18 protein-coding genes and 1 pseudogene are annotated in these 18,016 nt (G+C 62.9%); 9 read left to right on the top strand and 10 right to left on the bottom strand.

All coding sequences use genetic code 11. The features are described 5' to 3' along the window. A pseudogene (locus E3T46_RS17965) lies at positions 1 to 610 on the top strand (hypothetical protein); the annotation flags it as partial. Positions 611 to 612: 2 nt separating this feature from the next. On the opposite strand, the gene E3T46_RS11135 reads toward E3T46_RS17965, so the two are convergent. From E3T46_RS11135 to infA, 7 genes are all read right to left on the bottom strand, one after another. Further along, positions 613 to 1,641 (bottom strand): GNAT family N-acetyltransferase, encoded by a 1,029-nt coding sequence (locus E3T46_RS11135; RefSeq protein WP_134578618.1) that lies wholly within the window; start codon positions 1,639 to 1,641, stop codon positions 613 to 615. A 137-nt stretch (positions 1,642 to 1,778) separates the two neighbouring features. Beyond that, positions 1,779 to 2,321 (bottom strand): 50S ribosomal protein L17, encoded by a 543-nt coding sequence (gene rplQ, locus E3T46_RS11140; RefSeq protein ID WP_134578619.1) that lies wholly within the window; start codon positions 2,319 to 2,321, stop codon positions 1,779 to 1,781. Between the two features lie 48 nt (positions 2,322 to 2,369). After that, complete coding sequence (locus E3T46_RS11145) at positions 2,370 to 3,359, bottom strand: DNA-directed RNA polymerase subunit alpha (protein ID WP_092339419.1); 990 nt, start codon at positions 3,357 to 3,359, stop codon at positions 2,370 to 2,372. 134 nt (positions 3,360 to 3,493) lie between these two features. Then, entirely contained in the window at positions 3,494 to 3,892 is a 399-nt protein-coding gene (gene rpsK / locus E3T46_RS11150) for a 30S ribosomal protein S11 (RefSeq protein ID WP_035834641.1), read from the bottom strand. Positions 3,893 to 3,937: 45 nt separating this feature from the next. Continuing rightward, positions 3,938 to 4,312, bottom strand: a complete 375-nt coding sequence (rpsM, locus tag E3T46_RS11155; protein WP_119971143.1) for a 30S ribosomal protein S13 — start codon at positions 4,310 to 4,312, stop codon at positions 3,938 to 3,940. Positions 4,313 to 4,438: 126 nt separating this feature from the next. Next, a complete protein-coding gene (gene rpmJ / locus E3T46_RS11160) occupies positions 4,439 to 4,552 on the bottom strand; it encodes a 50S ribosomal protein L36 (RefSeq protein WP_035834639.1) in 114 nt (37 codons plus the stop codon). A gap of 67 nt (positions 4,553 to 4,619) precedes the next feature. Then, entirely contained in the window at positions 4,620 to 4,841 is a 222-nt protein-coding gene (gene infA, locus E3T46_RS11165) for a translation initiation factor IF-1 (RefSeq protein WP_035834638.1), read from the bottom strand. A gap of 372 nt (positions 4,842 to 5,213) precedes the next feature. Here infA and pstS point away from each other — a divergent pair, with 372 nt between their 5' ends. The 4 genes from pstS to pstB all read left to right on the top strand — a co-directional run bounded on the left by pstS (position 5,214) and on the right by pstB (position 9,309). Then, on the top strand, positions 5,214 to 6,308 hold the full coding sequence (gene pstS, locus E3T46_RS11170; RefSeq protein WP_134578620.1) for a phosphate ABC transporter substrate-binding protein PstS: 1,095 nt from the start codon (positions 5,214 to 5,216) through the stop codon (positions 6,306 to 6,308). Between the two features lie 155 nt (positions 6,309 to 6,463). Further along, on the top strand, positions 6,464 to 7,405 hold the full coding sequence (gene pstC, locus E3T46_RS11175) for a phosphate ABC transporter permease subunit PstC (protein WP_134578621.1): 942 nt from the start codon (positions 6,464 to 6,466) through the stop codon (positions 7,403 to 7,405). After that, complete coding sequence (gene pstA, locus E3T46_RS11180) at positions 7,405 to 8,493, top strand: phosphate ABC transporter permease PstA (RefSeq protein ID WP_134578622.1); 1,089 nt, start codon at positions 7,405 to 7,407, stop codon at positions 8,491 to 8,493. Before pstC ends, pstA begins: the two co-directional genes overlap by 1 nt. A 36-nt stretch (positions 8,494 to 8,529) precedes the next feature. Next, positions 8,530 to 9,309 carry a phosphate ABC transporter ATP-binding protein PstB gene (gene pstB / locus E3T46_RS11185; protein WP_092449481.1) on the top strand — a complete coding sequence of 260 codons (780 nt, stop codon included), beginning with the start codon at positions 8,530 to 8,532 and terminating at the stop codon, positions 9,307 to 9,309. A gap of 157 nt (positions 9,310 to 9,466) precedes the next feature. On the opposite strand, the gene E3T46_RS11190 is transcribed toward pstB, so the two are convergent. Both E3T46_RS11190 and aroQ read right to left on the bottom strand, forming a co-directional pair. After that, complete coding sequence (locus E3T46_RS11190) at positions 9,467 to 11,029, bottom strand: amidohydrolase family protein (protein WP_134578623.1); 1,563 nt, start codon at positions 11,027 to 11,029, stop codon at positions 9,467 to 9,469. A 206-nt stretch (positions 11,030 to 11,235) separates the two neighbouring features. After that, positions 11,236 to 11,691, bottom strand: a complete 456-nt coding sequence (gene aroQ, locus E3T46_RS11195; protein ID WP_134578624.1) for a type II 3-dehydroquinate dehydratase — start codon at positions 11,689 to 11,691, stop codon at positions 11,236 to 11,238. Positions 11,692 to 11,867: 176 nt separating this feature from the next. Here aroQ and E3T46_RS18490 point away from each other — a divergent pair, with 176 nt between their 5' ends. From E3T46_RS18490 to E3T46_RS11215, 4 genes are all read left to right on the top strand, one after another. Beyond that, positions 11,868 to 12,203, top strand: a complete 336-nt coding sequence (locus E3T46_RS18490; RefSeq protein WP_241980656.1) for an LPXTG cell wall anchor domain-containing protein — start codon at positions 11,868 to 11,870, stop codon at positions 12,201 to 12,203. 102 nt (positions 12,204 to 12,305) lie between these two features. Next, a complete protein-coding gene (locus E3T46_RS11205) occupies positions 12,306 to 13,196 on the top strand; it encodes a HAMP domain-containing histidine kinase (protein WP_166790253.1) in 891 nt (296 codons plus the stop codon). 218 nt (positions 13,197 to 13,414) lie between these two features. Next, positions 13,415 to 15,430, top strand: coding sequence for a GAF domain-containing protein (locus E3T46_RS11210; protein WP_134471469.1), 2,016 nt, complete (start codon positions 13,415 to 13,417; stop codon positions 15,428 to 15,430). A 233-nt stretch (positions 15,431 to 15,663) separates the two neighbouring features. Further along, positions 15,664 to 16,950 (top strand): iron-containing alcohol dehydrogenase, encoded by a 1,287-nt coding sequence (locus tag E3T46_RS11215; protein WP_241980658.1) that lies wholly within the window; start codon positions 15,664 to 15,666, stop codon positions 16,948 to 16,950. A 64-nt stretch (positions 16,951 to 17,014) separates the two neighbouring features. Here the strand turns inward: E3T46_RS11215 and E3T46_RS11220 are convergent, their stop codons facing one another. After that, complete coding sequence (locus E3T46_RS11220; protein ID WP_241978010.1) at positions 17,015 to 18,007, bottom strand: alpha/beta hydrolase; 993 nt, start codon at positions 18,005 to 18,007, stop codon at positions 17,015 to 17,017. Positions 18,008 to 18,016: the final 9 nt, after the last annotated feature.

Raw genomic sequence — 18,016 nt, forward strand, 5'->3', positions numbered from 1 at the left:
CGCCGCCGCCGCGCAGGCTGCGGCCGCCGAGGCGGCCCGCCAGGCCACGGCGACCCCGGTCCCAGCCGAGGGACTGATCACCGCCGTCGGCGACTCGGTCATGCTCGCCTCTGCCCCGGAATTGCAGGAGACCCTCACGGGCATCACGATCGATGCTTCGGTGTCGCGCGGGATGTATTCCGCAGACGACATATTGCTGGCGCTCAAGGCTGCCGGCCAGTTGCATCCGGTGGTCGTGATCGGTCTCGGGACCAACGGCCCGATCTCGGCGAGCGAGCTCGTGTCCATTCTGCGCATTCTCGGCCCGGACCGGCAGCTCGTGCTCGTGAACGCCTACGCCGACCGCGACTGGACCGACGGGGTCAATGCGACCCTGGCCGAGTTCGCAGCGGGCAATCGCCGGGTCGAGCTAGCCAACTGGCACGACACGATCGCCGGGCGCCTCGACCTGCTCGCCGGCGACCAGGTACATCCGGGCCCGAGCGGCGGGCAGCTCTACGCCGACCAGGTGCTGGCGGCGCTGGACCGTCTGGCCGCGCTGCCGCCGCTGCCCGACATGAGCTGGCTGCTGCGGGACGCCGACGCGCCCACGGCCCCGCGGTACCGCTGAGGTCAGAACTCGAGGATGTACGCCATCTTGCGATGCGTGGGCACGAAACCCATGCCCGTGTACAGGCCGAGGGCTCCGGTGGGGCTCGCGGAGTCGACCGCGAGGGTCACTCGCTCGTGGCCGAGCGCCTGCCCGGCAGCCAGCTGGGCGGCCAGGAGGGATTGCGCGATGTGGCGGCCACGCCATCCGCTTAATACGCCGACCAGGTCGATATAGCTGCCGGTGAAACCCTGGCTGGCCCAGACGTTGTCGTTGGCGGTCGACAGCACGAAGCCGACGACCTCGTCGCCGGCCCACGCGACGAACGAGAGGTCGCGGCGAAACCAGGTGCCGCCGACGAAGGCGTTCCAGTTCTCGTCACTCATTGGCTGGCTGGCCCAGTGGTCCATGAAGGCATCGTCGCGGGTTTTATGGACCGCTGCCGACAGATCGGCCGTATATGCCTCAATGCGAATACCTTCGGCGGCCTCAATCACGCGCACCTGGGCATCCAGTGCACGTTCGAGGGTAAGAAAGTAGCGCGCCAGCGTCAGGCCCGCGTGCGCGAACAGCGCGGAGTTCTGCGGGGAACGTTCGTCGGCGTAGGTCAGGATCCAGCCCGGCAGTTGTTTGGTCGACGAAGCGAGCTGCTGCTTCGCCCGCGCCAGCTGCCAGGCCAGCAGCTGGCGGCCGATACCCCGACCGCGGAGCGACGGATGCACCCCGCCGATCGGCATCGAGCGCACCAGGCTCACCTGACGCGGCGGAAACATGACCATGCCGACTGCAACGATGCGGCCGGCCACGTCGACGCCGACGAGCGAGTCTCGGTCGGCGTGAAAGTGGGAGTAGCCGAAGTCGGCGGCGATGGCGCCGCGGGCGGTGAGGTAGTTGGGGTGGTCGACCTCACCCATGGCCTGGCGCAGCTGCCAGATTCCGTCGATGTCGCTCTCGGTGGCCGCGCGCCACCCAGCGACGTCCGCGTGCGACGGACTCACCGGCGCCGGGGCAGCCCCCACGCGTTCCGTCAACGATGTCTCGTAATCAACCATCCCCCCACCCTATCTTTCGTCGAGAGCGCAAAAAGTGCCCGATTGAGGCGTCCAATCGGGCACTTTTTGCGCTCTCGCCGACCTGGGGGCGCAAAAAAAGGGGGGCCACTTTCGTGGGCCCCCCTTCGGTGCTGGTGCTACTTCTTGTCGGCCTCGGGCGCAGCGTCTTCGACTGCTGCATCCTCGGCTACGACGGTCTCTTCGACGGCAGCGTCTTCGACGACTACGTCTTCAGCAACGACGTCTTCGACAACGACGTTCTCGGACCCGACGGGGGTCGCGGCAACGGTCGCGGTCTTGGAGCGCTTGACCTTGGGGGTCAGGGGCTCGAGAACGAGCTCCATCTGCACCATGGACGCGTTGTCACCCTTGCGGAAACCGAGCTTCGTGATGCGGGTGTAACCGCCCTGACGCTCGTTGACCTGCGGGGCGATGACCGTGAACAGCTCGTGCACGACGGACTTGTCGGTGATCGTCGCGAGAACGCGACGACGGGCGTGCAGGTCGCCGCGCTTGGCGAACTGCACCATGCGCTCGGCGAGCGGACGCAGGCGCTTGGCACGGGTCTCGGTCGTCTTGATCGACTTGTGGGTGAACAGGGCCGCGGCCAGGTTCGCAAGCATGAGGCGCTCGTGCGCCGGGCCGCCACCGAGACGGGGGCCCTTTGTGGGCTTAGGCATTGGTAATCTCCAGTATCAAAAAATCGAAAGGCAGCGGGAAGCCGAGCCTTAGTTGGTCTCTTCTTCGTAGCCGCTGTAGAAGTGCGCGCCGTCGAATCCGGGAACCGAATCCTTCAGTGACAGGCCGAGCTCAACGAGCTTGTCCTTCACTTCGTCAACCGACTTCTGCCCGAAGTTGCGGATGTTCATCAGCTGGGTCTCCGACAGGGCGACCAGTTCGCTGACGTTGTTGATGCCTTCGCGCTTGAGGCAGTTGTACGAGCGCACCGACAGGTCGAGGTCTTCGATCGGAATCGAAAGCTCGGTCGAGAGCACAGCGTCAACCGGCGCTGGGCCGATCTCGATGCCCTCGGCTGCGGTGTTGAGCTCGCGGGCCAGGCCGAACAGCTCGGTCAGGGTGCGACCAGAGGATGCAATGGCGTCGCGCGGCGAGATGGCCGACTTGGTCTCCACGTCAACGACGAGGCGATCGAAGTCAGTGCGCTCTCCGGCACGAGTTGCCTCGACCCGATAGGTCACCTTGAGCACGGGCGAGTAGATCGAGTCGACCGGAATCTGGCCGGCTTCGGAGAACTCGTTGCGGTTCTGGGTGCTGGACACGTAACCACGGCCACGCTCAATGGTCAGTTCGAGTTCGAACTTCGCCTTGTCGTTGAGGGTTGCGATGACCAGTTCCGGGTTGTGCACCTCGACGCCGGCCGGAGCCGAAATGTCAGCGGCGGTAACCTGGCCGGCACCCTGCTTGCGCAGGTACGCGGTGATGGGCTCGTCGTGCTCGCTCGAGACGACGAGGCCCTTGATGTTCAGGATGATCTCGGTGACATCTTCCTTCACACCGGGGACGGTGCTGAACTCGTGCAGCACGCCATCGATACGGATGCTGGTTACAGCAGCGCCCGGAATCGAGGAGAGCAGAGTACGGCGAAGCGAGTTGCCGAGGGTGTAGCCGAAGCCAGGTTCGAGCGGCTCAATGATGAACCGTGAACGGAACTCCGAGATGTTCTCTTCGGTGAGCGTTGGACGCTGTGCAATAAGCACTGTTGATTCCTTTCGGCTAAGTGTCCGCTATATGACACTTGCAATGACGAGAGTGTGAAAAGTTGAAAGAAAAGAGTCCCGACGGGGCTCGGCGCCATTCAAGTGCCGAGCCCGTCGAGATGACAGCGAGTGCTTTAGACGCGGCGGCGCTTGGGCGGACGGCATCCGTTGTGAGCCTGGGGCGTCACGTCGTTGATCGATCCGACCTCGAGGCCAGCGGCCTGCAGTGAACGGATCGCGGTCTCGCGGCCTGAGCCGGGTCCCTTGACGAAGACGTCAACCTTCTTCATGCCGTGTTCCTGCGCCTGGCGGGCGGCCGATTCGGCGGCCAGCTGTGCGGCGAAGGGGGTCGACTTGCGCGAACCCTTGAAACCAACCTGGCCCGAAGAGGCCCAGCTGATGACGGCACCGGTCGTGTCGGTGATCGACACGATCGTGTTGTTGAAGGTGCTCTTGATGTGAGCCTGGCCCACAGCAATGTTCTTCTTTTCTTTCTTACGCGGCTTCCGTACGGCCGACTTGGGTTGTGCCATGAATTTCTCCTGAATCCTAAAGGCGTTAGCGGGCTAGGCCGAGGCCTAGCGCGCCTTCTTCTTGCCGGCTACGGTGCGCTTCGGGCCCTTGCGGGTGCGAGCGTTGGTCTTGGTGCGCTGACCGCGAACGGGCAGGCCCTTGCGGTGGCGGATGCCCTCGTAGCTGCCAATTTCAACCTTGCGGCGGATGTCAGCGGCAACCTCGCGGCGGAGGTCACCCTCAACCTTGAAGGTTCCCTCGACGTAGTCGCGGAGAAGGACGAGCTGGTCGTCGCTCAAATCCTTGACGCGGATGTTTCCGTCGATTCCAGTGTCGACGAGGGTCTTGAGGGCCCTCGTACGGCCAACACCGTAAATGTATGTCAATGCAACTTCCACGCGCTTATCGCGCGGGATGTCGACGCCGGCTAGACGTGCCATTGTGTCTCCTGTTTAGTGATGGAGGTCTGTAACAGTTCCTGTACACCGGCCTCCAACCGATGGTGTCACCCCAGAGGGCTCCCGGAACTGCTATTTACTTATGCAGGTGAATCTCGAAGAGAGAGATTATCCCTGGCGCTGCTTGTGACGCGGGTTCTCGCAGATGACCATCACGTTGCCGTTGCGGCGGATGACCTTGCACTTGTCACAGATCTTTTTGACGCTGGGCTTGACCTTCATGGTGATTCCTTGTTTTTCGCTGTCTTCGTACCAACGGGATGCCGTCGGCCGTTACTTACAGCAGTCGTTACTTGTAGCGGTAGACAATCCGGCCGCGGGTCAGGTCGTACGGGCTCAACTCAACGATCACGCGGTCCTCGGGAAGGATACGGATGTAGTGCTGACGCATCTTGCCCGAGATGTGGGCAAGAACTCGATGGCCGTTTGACAGCTCAACGCGAAACATCGCGTTGGGCAGAGCTTCGACTACCGCGCCCTCGATTTCGATGACACCGTCTTTTTTGGCCATACCCTCACTGTCGCTCTGTATTGAATGCTGGTCACGCGGGATTAGTGCCAGACACGCCACGAAAGACGACACCAGACACCAAGGATCAATCCTATGGTATGAGATTGCCTTTTGGCAATTCAGTCCTATAATCGGCCCCGCCGCAGTGCATCCCAATGCTCACCGACTCTGCCTCGGCCATCCGCCTGGCGACCACTCCACAGAACGGATGCCCGCATTACGGCCCGCCCACGCCGGAAACGTTATCGCCCGTTAACCTTCCGTTTACCTTGGCGTCGATCGGCGGTTACTTCATTTACTTAACGTCGTTTACGGGTCAGCACCGGCCCATGCACCAGCAATCATGTCTTGTTCTTCTTGAAAGGGATTCACGTGAACTTCAAGCGTTTCGGCCGCCCCGCGGTCATCGCCATTGCCGCAGGCCTCGCACTGTCCTCCTGCGCAGCAAACGAAGGCGATGTTGCCACCACCGGCGACGATGCATCTGCTAGCACGCTCACCGGCACCCTGAACGGCGCCGGCTCCTCCGCCATGGACGCCGCCCAGCAGGCCTGGATCGCCGCGTTCCAGACCGCCAACACCGGCGTGACCATCAACTACGAGCCCTCCGGCTCCGGCGGCGGCCGCGAAGCTTTCATCGCCGGCGGCACCGATTTCGCCGGCAGTGACTCCTACCTCGGTGAAGACGAGCTGGCCGGCGAATTCGCCTCCTGCGTTCCCGGCACCAAGGCTGTCGACCTTCCGGTCTACATCTCCCCGATCGCCGTGATCTTCAACGTCGATGGTGTTGACGAACTCAATATCGACGCTGACACGCTCGCCAAGATCTTCGCCGGCACCATCACCAGCTGGGATGACGCCGCAATCGTCGCGCTGAACCCCGACGCGACCCTCCCGGCCGCAACGATCAACGCCGTGCACCGTTCGGACGACTCGGGTACCACCAAGAACTTCTCCGACTACCTCGGCCAGACCGCACCGACCGTGTGGACGGAAAAGGCCTCTGACACCTTCCCGTTCGGCGGAGAAGGCGCCAAGGGAACCTCGGGCGTTGTTGACGCTGTCACCAACGGCACGAACATGATCGGCTACGCCGACGCTTCGCAGGCCGGAGACCTCAGCACCGCCAAGCTCATGGTCGGCGACGAGTTCGTCGCTTACACCCCCGAAGCTGCGGCCGAGGTTGTCGCCGGATCGCCCCTCGTGGCCGACCGCGCAGCCGATGACCTTTCGCTCGACCTGAACCGCAAGACCACCAACCCGGCGGAATACCCGCTGGTTCTGGTCAGCTACGCAATCGTTTGCAACGAGTACGCCGATGCCGCCCAGGGCGAGCTCGTCAAGGCTTACATTGAGTTCATCTCCAGCGCCGAAGGGCAGGCCGTTGCTGAAGAGTTCGCCGGCGTCGCACCGATGACTTCCGAGCTCATCGACAACGTCGCCGCGGTTCTCGCGACCGTCAAGTAACACCTGAACACACCTGCCCGGTCAGCTTTTCGCACATGTGCGGGAGCTGATCGGGCAGACTGGGGTGTGCACGTCTTTTTATTGACGTTCGCACCCCAACACCGATACCCGGCATCAGGATTTCACCAGTTTTTGTTTTCTAGGGAGACCCCGGCATGACCACAGCTGCCGCCACGACCATCAAGGCCAGGCAACGCCCGGGCGACCGCATCTTCTCCTCGGCCACCGTCATTGCCGGCAGCCTGATTCTTGCCATGCTCGCCGCCGTGGCAGTCTTCCTCCTCGTGGAGAGCCTGCCGGCGTTTGTCGCCGCACCCGATGATTTCAGCGGTGACGTGACCAACTTCTGGTCGTACGTGGGCCCGTTGGTCTTCGGCACCATCTACTCGGCCATTTTGGCCCTGCTCATGGCCGTACCTGTCGCCATCGGCATTGCGCTGTTCATCTCGCACTTCGCCCCGCGCAAGCTCGCTCAGGGGCTCGGCTACCTGGTCGACCTGCTCGCCGCCGTTCCCTCGGTGGTCTTCGGGCTCTGGGGCATCGGCGTACTCGCCCCGATGGTGCAGCCGTTCTACACCACCCTGGTCGAGTGGTTCGGGTGGTTCACCCCGTTCCAGGGCCCCGTCTCGGGCACCGGTCGCACCATCTTCACGGTGGCCATCGTGCTCGCCGTCATGATTCTGCCGATCATCACCGCCATCTGCCGCGAGATCTTTCTGCAGACGCCGCTGCTGCATGAGGAAGCCGCCCTGGCCCTCGGCGCAACGCGCTGGGAAATGATCCGCATGGCGGTGCTGCCGTTCGGACTGCCCGGCATTATCTCCGCTTCAATGCTCGGCCTTGGCCGGGCCCTCGGGGAGACGATGGCCGTGGCCATGGTGCTCTCCCCCAGCTCCGAGGTCATCTTTCAGTTGTTCACCGCTCAGAATTCGAACACCATTGCCTCGAACATCGCGTTGAACTTTCCGGAGGCGCACGGTATCGGCGTGAATATTTTGCTGGCCACCGGCCTCATGCTGTTCGTGGTCACCCTGCTCGTGAACATGCTGGCCCGCGTCATTATCAACAGCCGTAAGGCATTTTCGGGAGCCAACTGATGACATCCGTTTTGGAAGCTTCGCCGCTGACCAACTCGCTTACCGCGGGCAAGCTGCCACGCCGTTCCTCGCTCTGGGTCCTGCTGGCCAGCTGGGCCGTTTCAGCCGCGTTTTTCGCCATGTTGTTTCTGTCGGGCAGCGTCGACGGCTTCAACGTCGTCGGCACGGTCGTGTTCGGCACGGTGTTGTACTGCGTGGCCATCTACGTGCTCTCCCGCCTGGTCGAGGGCGGTCGCAAGGCCAAGGACCGCTTGATGACGGCGCTCGTGACGGCGGCTTTCGTCATCGCGCTGCTGCCGCTCGTGTCGATCATCTACACGACCGTGGTCAACGGGCTGCCCGCGTTTCTGACGCCGACGTTCTTCACCTCCTCGCAGCGCAACGTGGTCGGTGCCGGCGGCGGCGTGCTGCACGCGGTCATCGGCACGCTCATGGTGACCGGAATGGCCACGCTCATCTCGGTGCCGATCGGGCTGCTGGCCTCGATCTACCTGGTCGAGTACGGCCGTGGCAAGCTCGCCAAGGCCATCACCTTCTTCGTCGACGTGATGACCGGGATCCCCTCGATCGTTGCCGGGCTGTTCGCCTTCGCGCTGTTCGCGCTGCTGTTTGACGACCCGGGCATCCGCTTTGGATTCGGCGGGGCGATCGCGCTGTCGGTGCTGATGATTCCGGTCGTGGTGCGCTCAAGCGAAGAGATGCTCAAGCTCGTACCGAACGAACTGCGCGAGGCCGCTTTTGCACTCGGGGTGCCAAAATGGCTGACCATTCTCAAGGTCGTGCTGCCGACATCCATTGCCGGAATCGTCACCGGTGTGATGCTGTCGATCGCCCGGGTCATCGGTGAGACCGCTCCGCTGCTGATCATCGCCGGATTCACCTCGAGCATGAACTATGACCTGTTCGGTGAGCGGATGATGACGCTGCCGGTGTTCGTGTACACGCAATACGCCAACCAGGGAGCGGATTCGCAGGCGTATATCGACCGGGCCTGGGCCGGGGCGCTCACCCTGATTCTCATCGTGATGCTGCTCAACGGACTCGCCCGCCTCATCGCCCACTGGTTCTCGCCCAAGCTGGGCCGCTAACACTTCTCGCTGTCTCAAGATTCTAGAAAGGGACTCATGTCCAAGCGCATCGAAGTCAACGACCTCAACGTCTACTACAGCAACTTTCTCGCCGTCGAAGGCGTGTCGATCGTGATCGAGCCCCGCACGGTGACCGCGTTCATCGGGCCGAGCGGGTGCGGAAAGTCGACGTTCATTCGCACGCTGAACCGCATGCACGAGGTCATCCCCGGCGCGCGCGTCGAGGGTGAAGTGCTCATCGACGGCAACAACCTCTATGGTCCCGGCGTTGACCCGGTGCTCGTGCGCCGTCAGGTGGGCATGGTCTTTCAGCGGCCGAACCCATTTCCGACCATGTCGATTCAGGACAACGTGCTGGCCGGCGTCAAGCTCAACAACCGTCGCATGAGCAAAACGGATGCCGACGACCTCACCGAAAAAGCCCTCCGCGGTGCCAACCTGTGGAACGAGGTCAAGGACCGCCTCGCGCGTCCCGGATCGGGTCTCTCCGGTGGGCAGCAGCAGCGCCTCTGCATCGCACGCGCCATTGCGGTCGAGCCCGATGTGATTCTGATGGACGAGCCGTGCTCCGCGCTCGACCCGATCTCGACGCTCGCCATTGAAGACCTCATCGAGGAGATGAAGAGCGAGTACACGATCGTGATCGTGACGCACAATATGCAGCAGGCCTCGCGGGTGTCTGACCGCACCGCGTTCTTCAACATTGCCGGCACCGGCAAGCCCGGCAAGCTGATCGAGTACGACGACACGACCACGATGTTCTCGAACCCCAGCGTGCAGGCGACCGAGGACTACGTGTCGGGTCGGTTCGGGTAGGTCGGTTTGGGTAGGTCGGTTTGGGTAGGTCGGTTCGGGTAGGTCGGTCGCTGGTCGGAGCCGTGAGTTTCAGGGCATCGACTCAGTAGACAACTTTGGTGGGTGACGACCGACCTTCACACACCGAAGTTGTCCACTGAGACCTGTCCGTGGACAGCTAGCCCGCGAAGAGGTCGGCGCCGTGGGTGACGCGACCGGCCAGGAGCGTCGCGGCGACGGGCATCCGTTCGAAGACTGCGTCGGAGACGGTCAGCGGGTCGCCGTCGAGGATGGCGATGTCGGCGACGTCGCCGACGCGCAGGCGGGTGCGTCCGCGGGCTGAGGCGGCGAGTGCCTGGCTGCGGGTCACGACCTGGTCGGGTCGCCAGGGTTCGCGGCCGTCGCTGCGGGCCCTGGACGACGCGGCGCTCATGGCGGTGAACGGGTCGAGGGGTGCGACGGGGGCGTCGGATCCGAATGCGAGTGTCGCGCCGGCGTCGAGCAGGGAGCGCAGGGCGAAGACGCGGTCGGCTCCGGCGGCCCAATTCACTTCCACCGTGTCGCGGTCGTCGAGCGCGTGCTCCGGCTGCACGCTCGCGATAACGCCGAGGCGGGCAAAGCGGGCAAAGTCATCGGCCTGCAGAAACTGGGCGTGCTCGATGCGTCCGGTGGCCGCAGCGCGTTCGAAGGCGTTGAGCGCGATCGTGTTCGCCGCATCGCCGATCGCGTGCACCGCGGGCAGCAGTCCGGCCGCGGTGGCGTTCACGAGAATCTCGACCAGGTCGTCTTCACTCACGGTGAGTACGCCGTGCCCGCCGACCGGATACTCGTCGACGCAGAACGCCGTGCGGGTTCCCAGCGAACCGTCGATGAGCATCTTGAGCGGCCCCACGCTGAGCAAGCCGCGGGTGTCTGCGATGCGGTCGCCGGTGTGCATCCGTTCGGCAATCGCGCGGTCGAGGTCGGCCAGGTAGATGCCGGCGTCGATGCGCAGGGAGTCGAATCCGTTGGCGATGCGGCGCTGCCAGACGTCACGGTTCCAGGTCATTTCGAAGTCGACGATGCCGACAACGCCGCGGGCGGCAGCCCGGGCTCCGGCCTGGGTGGCCAGGGCGTCAACCTCGGCATCGGGCAGCTGCCCGAGCGCGATAGTGAGGGCGAACGCGGCCTGCTCGCGCAGCAGTCCGGACTCGTCGACCCGCACGCCGAAACGCTCGGCGGCCGCGCTGTTGAGCCAGACACAGTGCAGATCGTGGCTGATCAAAGCGGTCGGATGCCCCCGCGTCACGTCATCGAGACTGCGTAGCGTGGGTGCGTCGGTCCAGATCGCATCGCGAAATCTGACGCCGATCAGCGGGTTCGGCCGCGCCACAGCAATGGCCTGCGCGCGCACGAGCTCGAGGGCTTCGCGAGCCGATGCTGCCGCCGAGAGGTCGAACCGAGCGCCAGTGAGCGCCCACTGGGTGAGGTGCACGTGTTCGTCCCAGAGGCCGGGGATGACGGTGCGGCCGTCGAGATCCACGGCGGCGGGGGTGCCGGTCGGGCCTGCAACGGCGAGGTTCGGTCGGGTTGGGTGCGGGCCGGTTGAGTCTGTGCGGGTTGAGTCTGTGCGGGTTGAGTCTGTGCCGGTTGAGTCTCTGCCGGCGGGCACGATCTGCGTGATGACACCGCCGGTTATGTGCACATCCGAGGATGTGGTGTCGCCGGGCTGCCTGACGGAGCGCAAAACGAGATCGGGCATGGTTCGGCTTTCGGTCGGGGCGTCCTGCCACCCTACCGGCGGGCAGTGTGCAATCAGCGACGGCTGGCATCGCTTCGCCATAACGGCCGACGAGCGAACTTCTGCGCAAGGCGGGCGCTCAAGTTCGCCAACGCTACGTCAGCAAGAATGTAGCATCGCGGGTCAGTGGGCTCGGCGAGGTCTGACGCAGCGGGTCAATGCCCGGATCAGGCGTACTTGGCGACCAGGAGCTCCAGTGCGAAGACATAGCCGAGCAGGCCGGCGCCGGCGATGACGGCATCCGCTTTCTCGGCGATATAAGAGGTGTGACGAAACTCCTCGCGCGCGTGCACGTTGGTGACGTGCACCTCGACGGTGGGGATGGCGACGCCGACGATCGCATCGCGAATGGCGATCGAGGTGTGGGTGTAGGCACCCGCGTTGAGGATGATTCCGGTGGCCACCCCGCGGGCGCCGTGGATGGCGTCAATGAGCGCGCCCTCGTGGTTGCTCTGAAAAAACTCGACCCGCACGTTCAGCCGGGTGGCCGCGGCGGTGACGCGCGTCTCGAGGTCGAGCAGGGTTTCGGATCCGTACCGCTCGGGCTCGCGCGTGCCGAGAAGATTGAGATTCGGGCCATTCATCACGAGGAAGAGCGGCAGGGGCGAAGTCTCGTTGGTCATACGCAATTGTTCCACGTCGCGCAACGCGGCAGGAGAGCATAACAGCCAGCAGGAATAGGTGATAAATTATCAGCTACCCGTAGATATCTACGGTGAAGGTCGGTACGGTGAGGCCTTCGAGGCCCACCCGACGTCTCGATTTGTGCCAAAACGACCGTTCTGACAGGAAATTTCTCATGCTCAAGAAGCTCCTCGCCATCACCGCGCTAACCGCGCTCGCCATCTTTACCGTGCCGGCCGCAGCATCCGCTGCCACCTACGTTCCCGAAGGCAAGTCTCCCCTGGCCGTGACCGGCACCCTGGTCCCGCCGGATGAGGAGTACGTCGGCTACAGCGGGCTCGCCTACAGCGGGCTCGCCTCCAGCGGGCTCGCCTACAGCGGGCTCGCCTCCAGCGGGCTCGCCTCCACCGGTTACGACGCTCCCGTGTTGCTGCTCGCAGGTGGTGGCGCCGCGCTCCTCCTCGGCCTCGCAATGGTAACCACGAGCAGGCGACAGCGCGCCACCGTCTAACCCGATTGAACGACGCCGCGCGGACCGCGCGCGCTGCGCCCCTTTCAGGGGCTCCCACTGGCTCCCCCGGTCGTTAGGCTACGAATACGGGGGTCAATGAGCATGGCAAGGCATTACGAGGGCTACGCCCGATCCCTGCTGGAATTTCAGATCGTAATGTTTGGGGCGCTTCTGGCGGTGGGCACGGCCCTGCTGCTCATGCTGCTGATCATCTGGATCGCCTACTCCTTCGGCCCGTGGGGCTTCGTGATCTGCCTCGCCCTCGTGGCAGCGACGAGCCCGAGCAGCTTTTTCGCGGGCTACGCCGACTTCGACTCCAAGCAGTTCACCCACCTCGTCGCCTTTCCGCTGACCATGGTCATTATGTCGGCGGCAGCGGGAGTGTCGGGCACGCGCATCCATCGCAAACGTCGTGAACTGGCCGCGAAGACCGCCCTCACCGAGCAGGCGGTGCGGGCCCGGGACGACCTGATCGAGGCGGTCACCCACGAACTGCGCACTCCGCTCACCTCCATTCTGGGCAACGCGGACCTGGTGCTGCGCGCGAGCGAGCAGGCACAGATGGTGGAGCGGCGGGCCGGGGTGATTGTGCGGGGCGTCGAGCAGATGGAGACGATCCTCGCCGATCTACTGCTGGCGCGCAGCACCGGCACCTCGCAGCTGGAGCTGCACCGGGCGGCCACCGACATCCGGGTGCTGATCGACCATTCCCGGGCGGCGAGCCGTGCCGCCGCCGATGCGCGGCAGGTCACCATTGACGTCACCGCGGCCTCCGGTCTTGATCGCCTCGCGAGCCGTCAGGCGGCTGACGCCGGCTTCCTCGGCCAGAACCGCCTCCGGAGGAAGCATCTCCTGCACCGCGAATACCCCCCGCAGAATCCGGTCGAGGACGCTCTCGACCAGGTCATCGACCAGCGACGTTCGACTCATGAAACCTATTCCCTGGTCCCGGCGCGGCGTCGGACTCTCGGTTCAGTGTATCGAGCCCGATAGCGGCCGCGCTCATAACGATCCGGGGCGGCACGTGGCGTGACGAAAGCAAACACGCGTTCCAGCAGGAGTACGAGAACAGCAGAAATAGCGCCGGCAATCAAGACGCTGAGCACGGGTGTGCCGAACTCACCCCATTCGATGAAGGAAGTCGACTGTTTGTGTACCCACGGTGAACCAAGGAGCTTCGGCCCGGGAACGCAGACAGTTAGCATGAGCCAATGGGAGACAACGAAAGCCTGCACGAAGAAGACCTCGGCCGACTGAGTGACCAGCGTTCTTCCCTGCCGTCTGACGCTGTCGCGCCTCGGCAGGTCAGCTCGACCGGCACCGGGCACCTTTTGGCTTTGTTGGACAGGGGAATTTCTGCCACCTCGCTTGAGTCTCACTTGGCGGCATCGCTGCGCGACGGAGCAATTAACGAATTGACCGCAGGTGCTGTTCGCCGGTTGAATTCTCAGCTTCAGGAGGCACATCGCAGAGAACAGCTCCTGCGCGTCTTGTACAACACGGCCACGGATTTGACAGGGATACGCGATGTCGAGGCAATTCTGAAAGCCATCGTGAGGCGCACACGGTCGCTGATCGGCAGTGATGTGGCCTACTTGAGCCTGAATGACTATGTGTCCGGCAAGTCCTTCGTACGTGTCACCGACGGCGCTACGACGACGTTGTTTCGAAACATCCGAATGCCGCTCGGCGGCGGAGTTCTCGGAGCCGTGGCCACGGGAGAGTCACCGGCACAGACTGCGGACTACCTGACCGACGATTCAATATCTCATTTTCTCGATAGCGACACTGCGGTGGCTGCCGAGGGGGTGCGGGCCATCATGGGCGTACCACTTCGCGTTGAAGGAAAAGTAATTGGCGCGCTGCTGGTCGCGGACCGGCAGCCGCACAATTTCAGCAGTGACGATGTGTCCCTGATGGAGTCGATTGGAACCCACGCGGCGGTTGCTCTCGAGAATGCGCGCCACTTTAGCGAGATGGCGGAGGCCTTGGCCCAGCGCGACAGTGCGCAGCAGGAGAACATCGCCCACGTACGTGGTCTGGAAGAGATCGCTGCGCTGAATCGGCGCTTGACAGAAACTCTCGTGGCTGCGGAGAGCATGCCGCGCCTGGTGGATCTGTTAGCTGAATCGCTCGGTAGTGAGGTTTTTGTTGTTGATCCACTGGGAGGACCTCTATCTGCGTCCCAATCGCGCCAGGATTTTGGCTTTCCGACGGCCCTCCGAGCCGCAGAGCAATCCGCAGCGACGGCCATACCCGTACCATTTACGATTGACGGCGCGCAATACCTGGTCATGTCCGCCATCGCCGGAGATCAGCACTTGGCGTCTCTCATCGTGGCTGGAGAATTCGGCGCCACCCAATTGGCGATGCTCGAACGAGGTGCCTTGGTGCTCAGCGTTTCAATGCTGTTTGGGCGCACACTGGTCGATGCCGAACTTCGGTTACAACTTGAGCTCATAGACGACCTGCTCTCGCCTCGAGCGGAAGAAACGGCCGCGCTGACCCGGCGGGCGGGAAGGTTCGGCTTGTCTGACACCACTCCCCTGATGGTCAGGGTGATTAGCGTCGCTGACAATGACCGCCAGAAATCACTCGCCCTCTTGCGGCGTGCTGCGGAAGACACGCCAGGCATCATTGCACTGCACGAGGGTCACCTGTGTGTAGTTGAGCCCGTGGGCCGCTGGGCCTCTAAACAGACCGCAAATGAAGCCTCCGGTGATGATGGGCGATCGATAGTGACGATCCTGAAACGCCAGCTCATCACGGCAACGGTGGGCTCGTCGGGTCCTGTGACTGGCTTCGGCAGGTTGGCCGCGGCTCATTCTGAAGCGCACGCCGTACTGCGCGCCCTTCATGCTCTTGCCCGGGTCGGCGAGGCAGCAGATCGTGCGGTTTTGGGAACGGCTGGAATGCTGTTGGGTGGCACCGAAAATGCTTTCGCGGAACAGCTGATGCACGCCCAGCTCGGTCCCCTCTTCGATTACGACTCGCGTCACGGCACCGAATTGACGTTAACCGCCTGGACTTTTCTTGAGAATGAATCTGCCATTGGCACCGCGGCCAACGAACTCCATGTGCATGCGAACACTCTTCGTCAGCGCCTCGACCGCATCGACACGCTCTTGGACCCTGACTGGCGCCGAGGCAGCCGATCGTTGGATGTACGAGTGGCGCTGCGTCTGTGGCGGCTGAAGACGATGGGTGCAATTCAGACCACTTCTTGACGCGCTGCACGGTCTGGCACTCGTGGGGTCGTGCCTCAGTAGTCGCGAGCACCAAGAATGTTCAATTTGTATATAGATGTGCTCAATCAATGGTGCGCGCTGCTATACAAATTCTTCGCTGTTCTTGGAACCATATGAAGAGCGGCATTTGTGCGTTCTTGGGCCACGCAGCCGCATACTTTCGGTCCCCAGGTCGTGCACTGTGATGGCGGATTCTTCGCCACAGAACGGGCATGACCCCAATGTCAGGAGTACGCACAATGTCGTGTCAACACGAAGCTGGAATACCTTCGGCACCTTTTGGTGTTCTGCGACTGCCGCGAAACATCGTTGCAGGTGCGGGGCAACGCTTCGCCGCCGCTGAGATGGCGGCAAGCCTCGGCGAAAGCGTTCTGATCTGCACGGATGCCCGTCTCGCCGGTTCGCACGACCTCGCCGAACTCGTCAGCAGCCTTGAAAGCAGGGGACTGACCGTGCACGTCTTCGGTGATACTGAGGCCGAGCTCCCCCTCCTGGGCATCCACAGATGTGTCGACTGGATTACCGAGGTTGCTCAGAAGCAGGTTTCTTCTGTCATCGGTTTTGGGGGCGGCAGCTGCATTGATATGGCCAAGGTCGTCTCTGTGCTTTTGACACACGGCGGCCAGCCCCGCGATTACTACGGTGAGTTTGCTGTTCCTGGCCCAACTGTGCCTGTTATTGCGCTGCCGACGACAGCAGGGACCGGTTCCGAAGCGACCGCCATCGCCGTCGTCTCCGATTCAGAATTAGGAATGAAGATGGGCATTTCGAGCCCACATTTGATTCCGTTCGCCGCTATCTGCGATCCAGAACTCACGTACACCTGCCCACCCGCGCTGACTGCCGCGACTGGCGCGGATGCTCTGGTGCACCTCGTGGAATCCTTTACAGCTATTACCCGCGAGAGAACGAGTTCTCTTGCCTCGGAGCGCGTTTTCGTTGGCAAGAATGCCTTATGCGATTCGATTGCTCTCGGCGGAATTCAGCTCGTTGGGCGCAGCCTTCTCACCGCTTACCGGGACCCATCGAATACCGAGGCCAGGGCAAACATGATGATGGCCGCTTTGTACGGCGGTGTCGTTCTCAGCAATGCGGGAACGGCGGCGGCTCACGCTATTCAGTACCCCGTTGGCGCGTTGACTCATACTCCACACGGCGTCGGCGTCGGCGTATTGCTGCCCTATGTGTTGCGTTACAACTTTCAAGCAATCCAACCGGCTCTGGCCCAGGTCGCCGAAGCCCTGGGGTGTGATATTTCCGGACTGGATGCGCGGGCAGCTGCCATCGCCGGCGTGGAAGCGGTCGATCGCCTTATTGCCGGTATCGACCTGCCGGAAACGATCAAGGAGCTGGGGGTTGAGTCAGGCGACCTCGCCCAGATCGCTCAGCTTTCTCTCAACTCCAAGCGACTCATCGATAACAACCCGGTCAGCCTCGATCTCAACGCCATCACCGAAATCGTGCAGGCTGCCTACGCGGGCGATCGCAGCATCCGCTGAACCAATCGGGGCTTTGCCCTCAGCCAGTTCGAGGGCTGAGGGCAAAGCCGCAAGACGGTTCAGGTCAGTCTCGCGCCACTTCGTCGATAGCGGCCGTAGAACGAGCCTTGACGAAGGCACTCACACGGTTTAGGACTTCCCTCGCTGTGGCGATCACTCCAGCCGAGGTGAAGAGACCGTGTGAGTGGCCGGGCAGGTGGAGGTACTCAACGGCAGTGCCGGCCGCGGCAAGCTTGGCCGCATACCTTGCGCCTTCGTCGGCCAGCGGGTCGTTATCGACGGTGCAGATAAATGCCGCCGCTCCGTACGCCGGTACTGGATTGAGTAAGGGGCTGAGCTGTGCTTGTGAGCGGTCGACACCCTCGGGCACGTAGTGGTCTGCAAACCAGTTCATGGTATTCGCGGTCAACGGAAACCCCGTGACGATTCGCTCGTACGACGGAGTCTGCATGGTGAGGTCCGTGACGGGGTATAGGAGCACCTGACCAATCAACCGGTTGTCGAAACGGTCGCCACCGCTTTCGTTGGCCAGGATCGCAGCCATCTGGCCCCCGCCGCTGTCGCCCATGACGACAACGCGAGCGATGTCGATTCCCCATTTTCCTCCGTGAGCGAGCACCCACGTGAGAGCAGATCGACAGTCATCAATCGCAGCGGGGAAGGGAGCTTCCGGAGCCAGTCGATAGTCGACCGAAACAACAATGGACTCGGTACTAACCGCCAAATAGCGGCAGAGCGAATCATGAGTGTCGAGATCACCGATGACCCAGCCGCCACCGTGTATAAAGAAGATGGCAGGAGCCAGCCCCGTGGGCTCGCCTACGCGAGCATCGTAAAGCCGCCCGGGAATGTCCGGTTCAAACTGAACGTCGTTGACTTTCGCAATAGCCTGACTTGTCAGCCCGTTTGCCGCGCAGCTTACGGAATAATTGACTCGGGCCTGTTCGACCCCAACGTCTTGGAACGATAACGAGCCCTTAGCCCGGAACGCGGTGATCGAAGGCGCCGCCTCGGCAGCAACCATAGGATCTGCAGCCCTGCGGTCGTTCTGCGCCACAGTCATCCG

Source organism: Cryobacterium sp. Hh11 (assembly GCF_004404045.1).
Lineage (GTDB): Bacteria > Actinomycetota > Actinomycetes > Actinomycetales > Microbacteriaceae > Cryobacterium > Cryobacterium levicorallinum.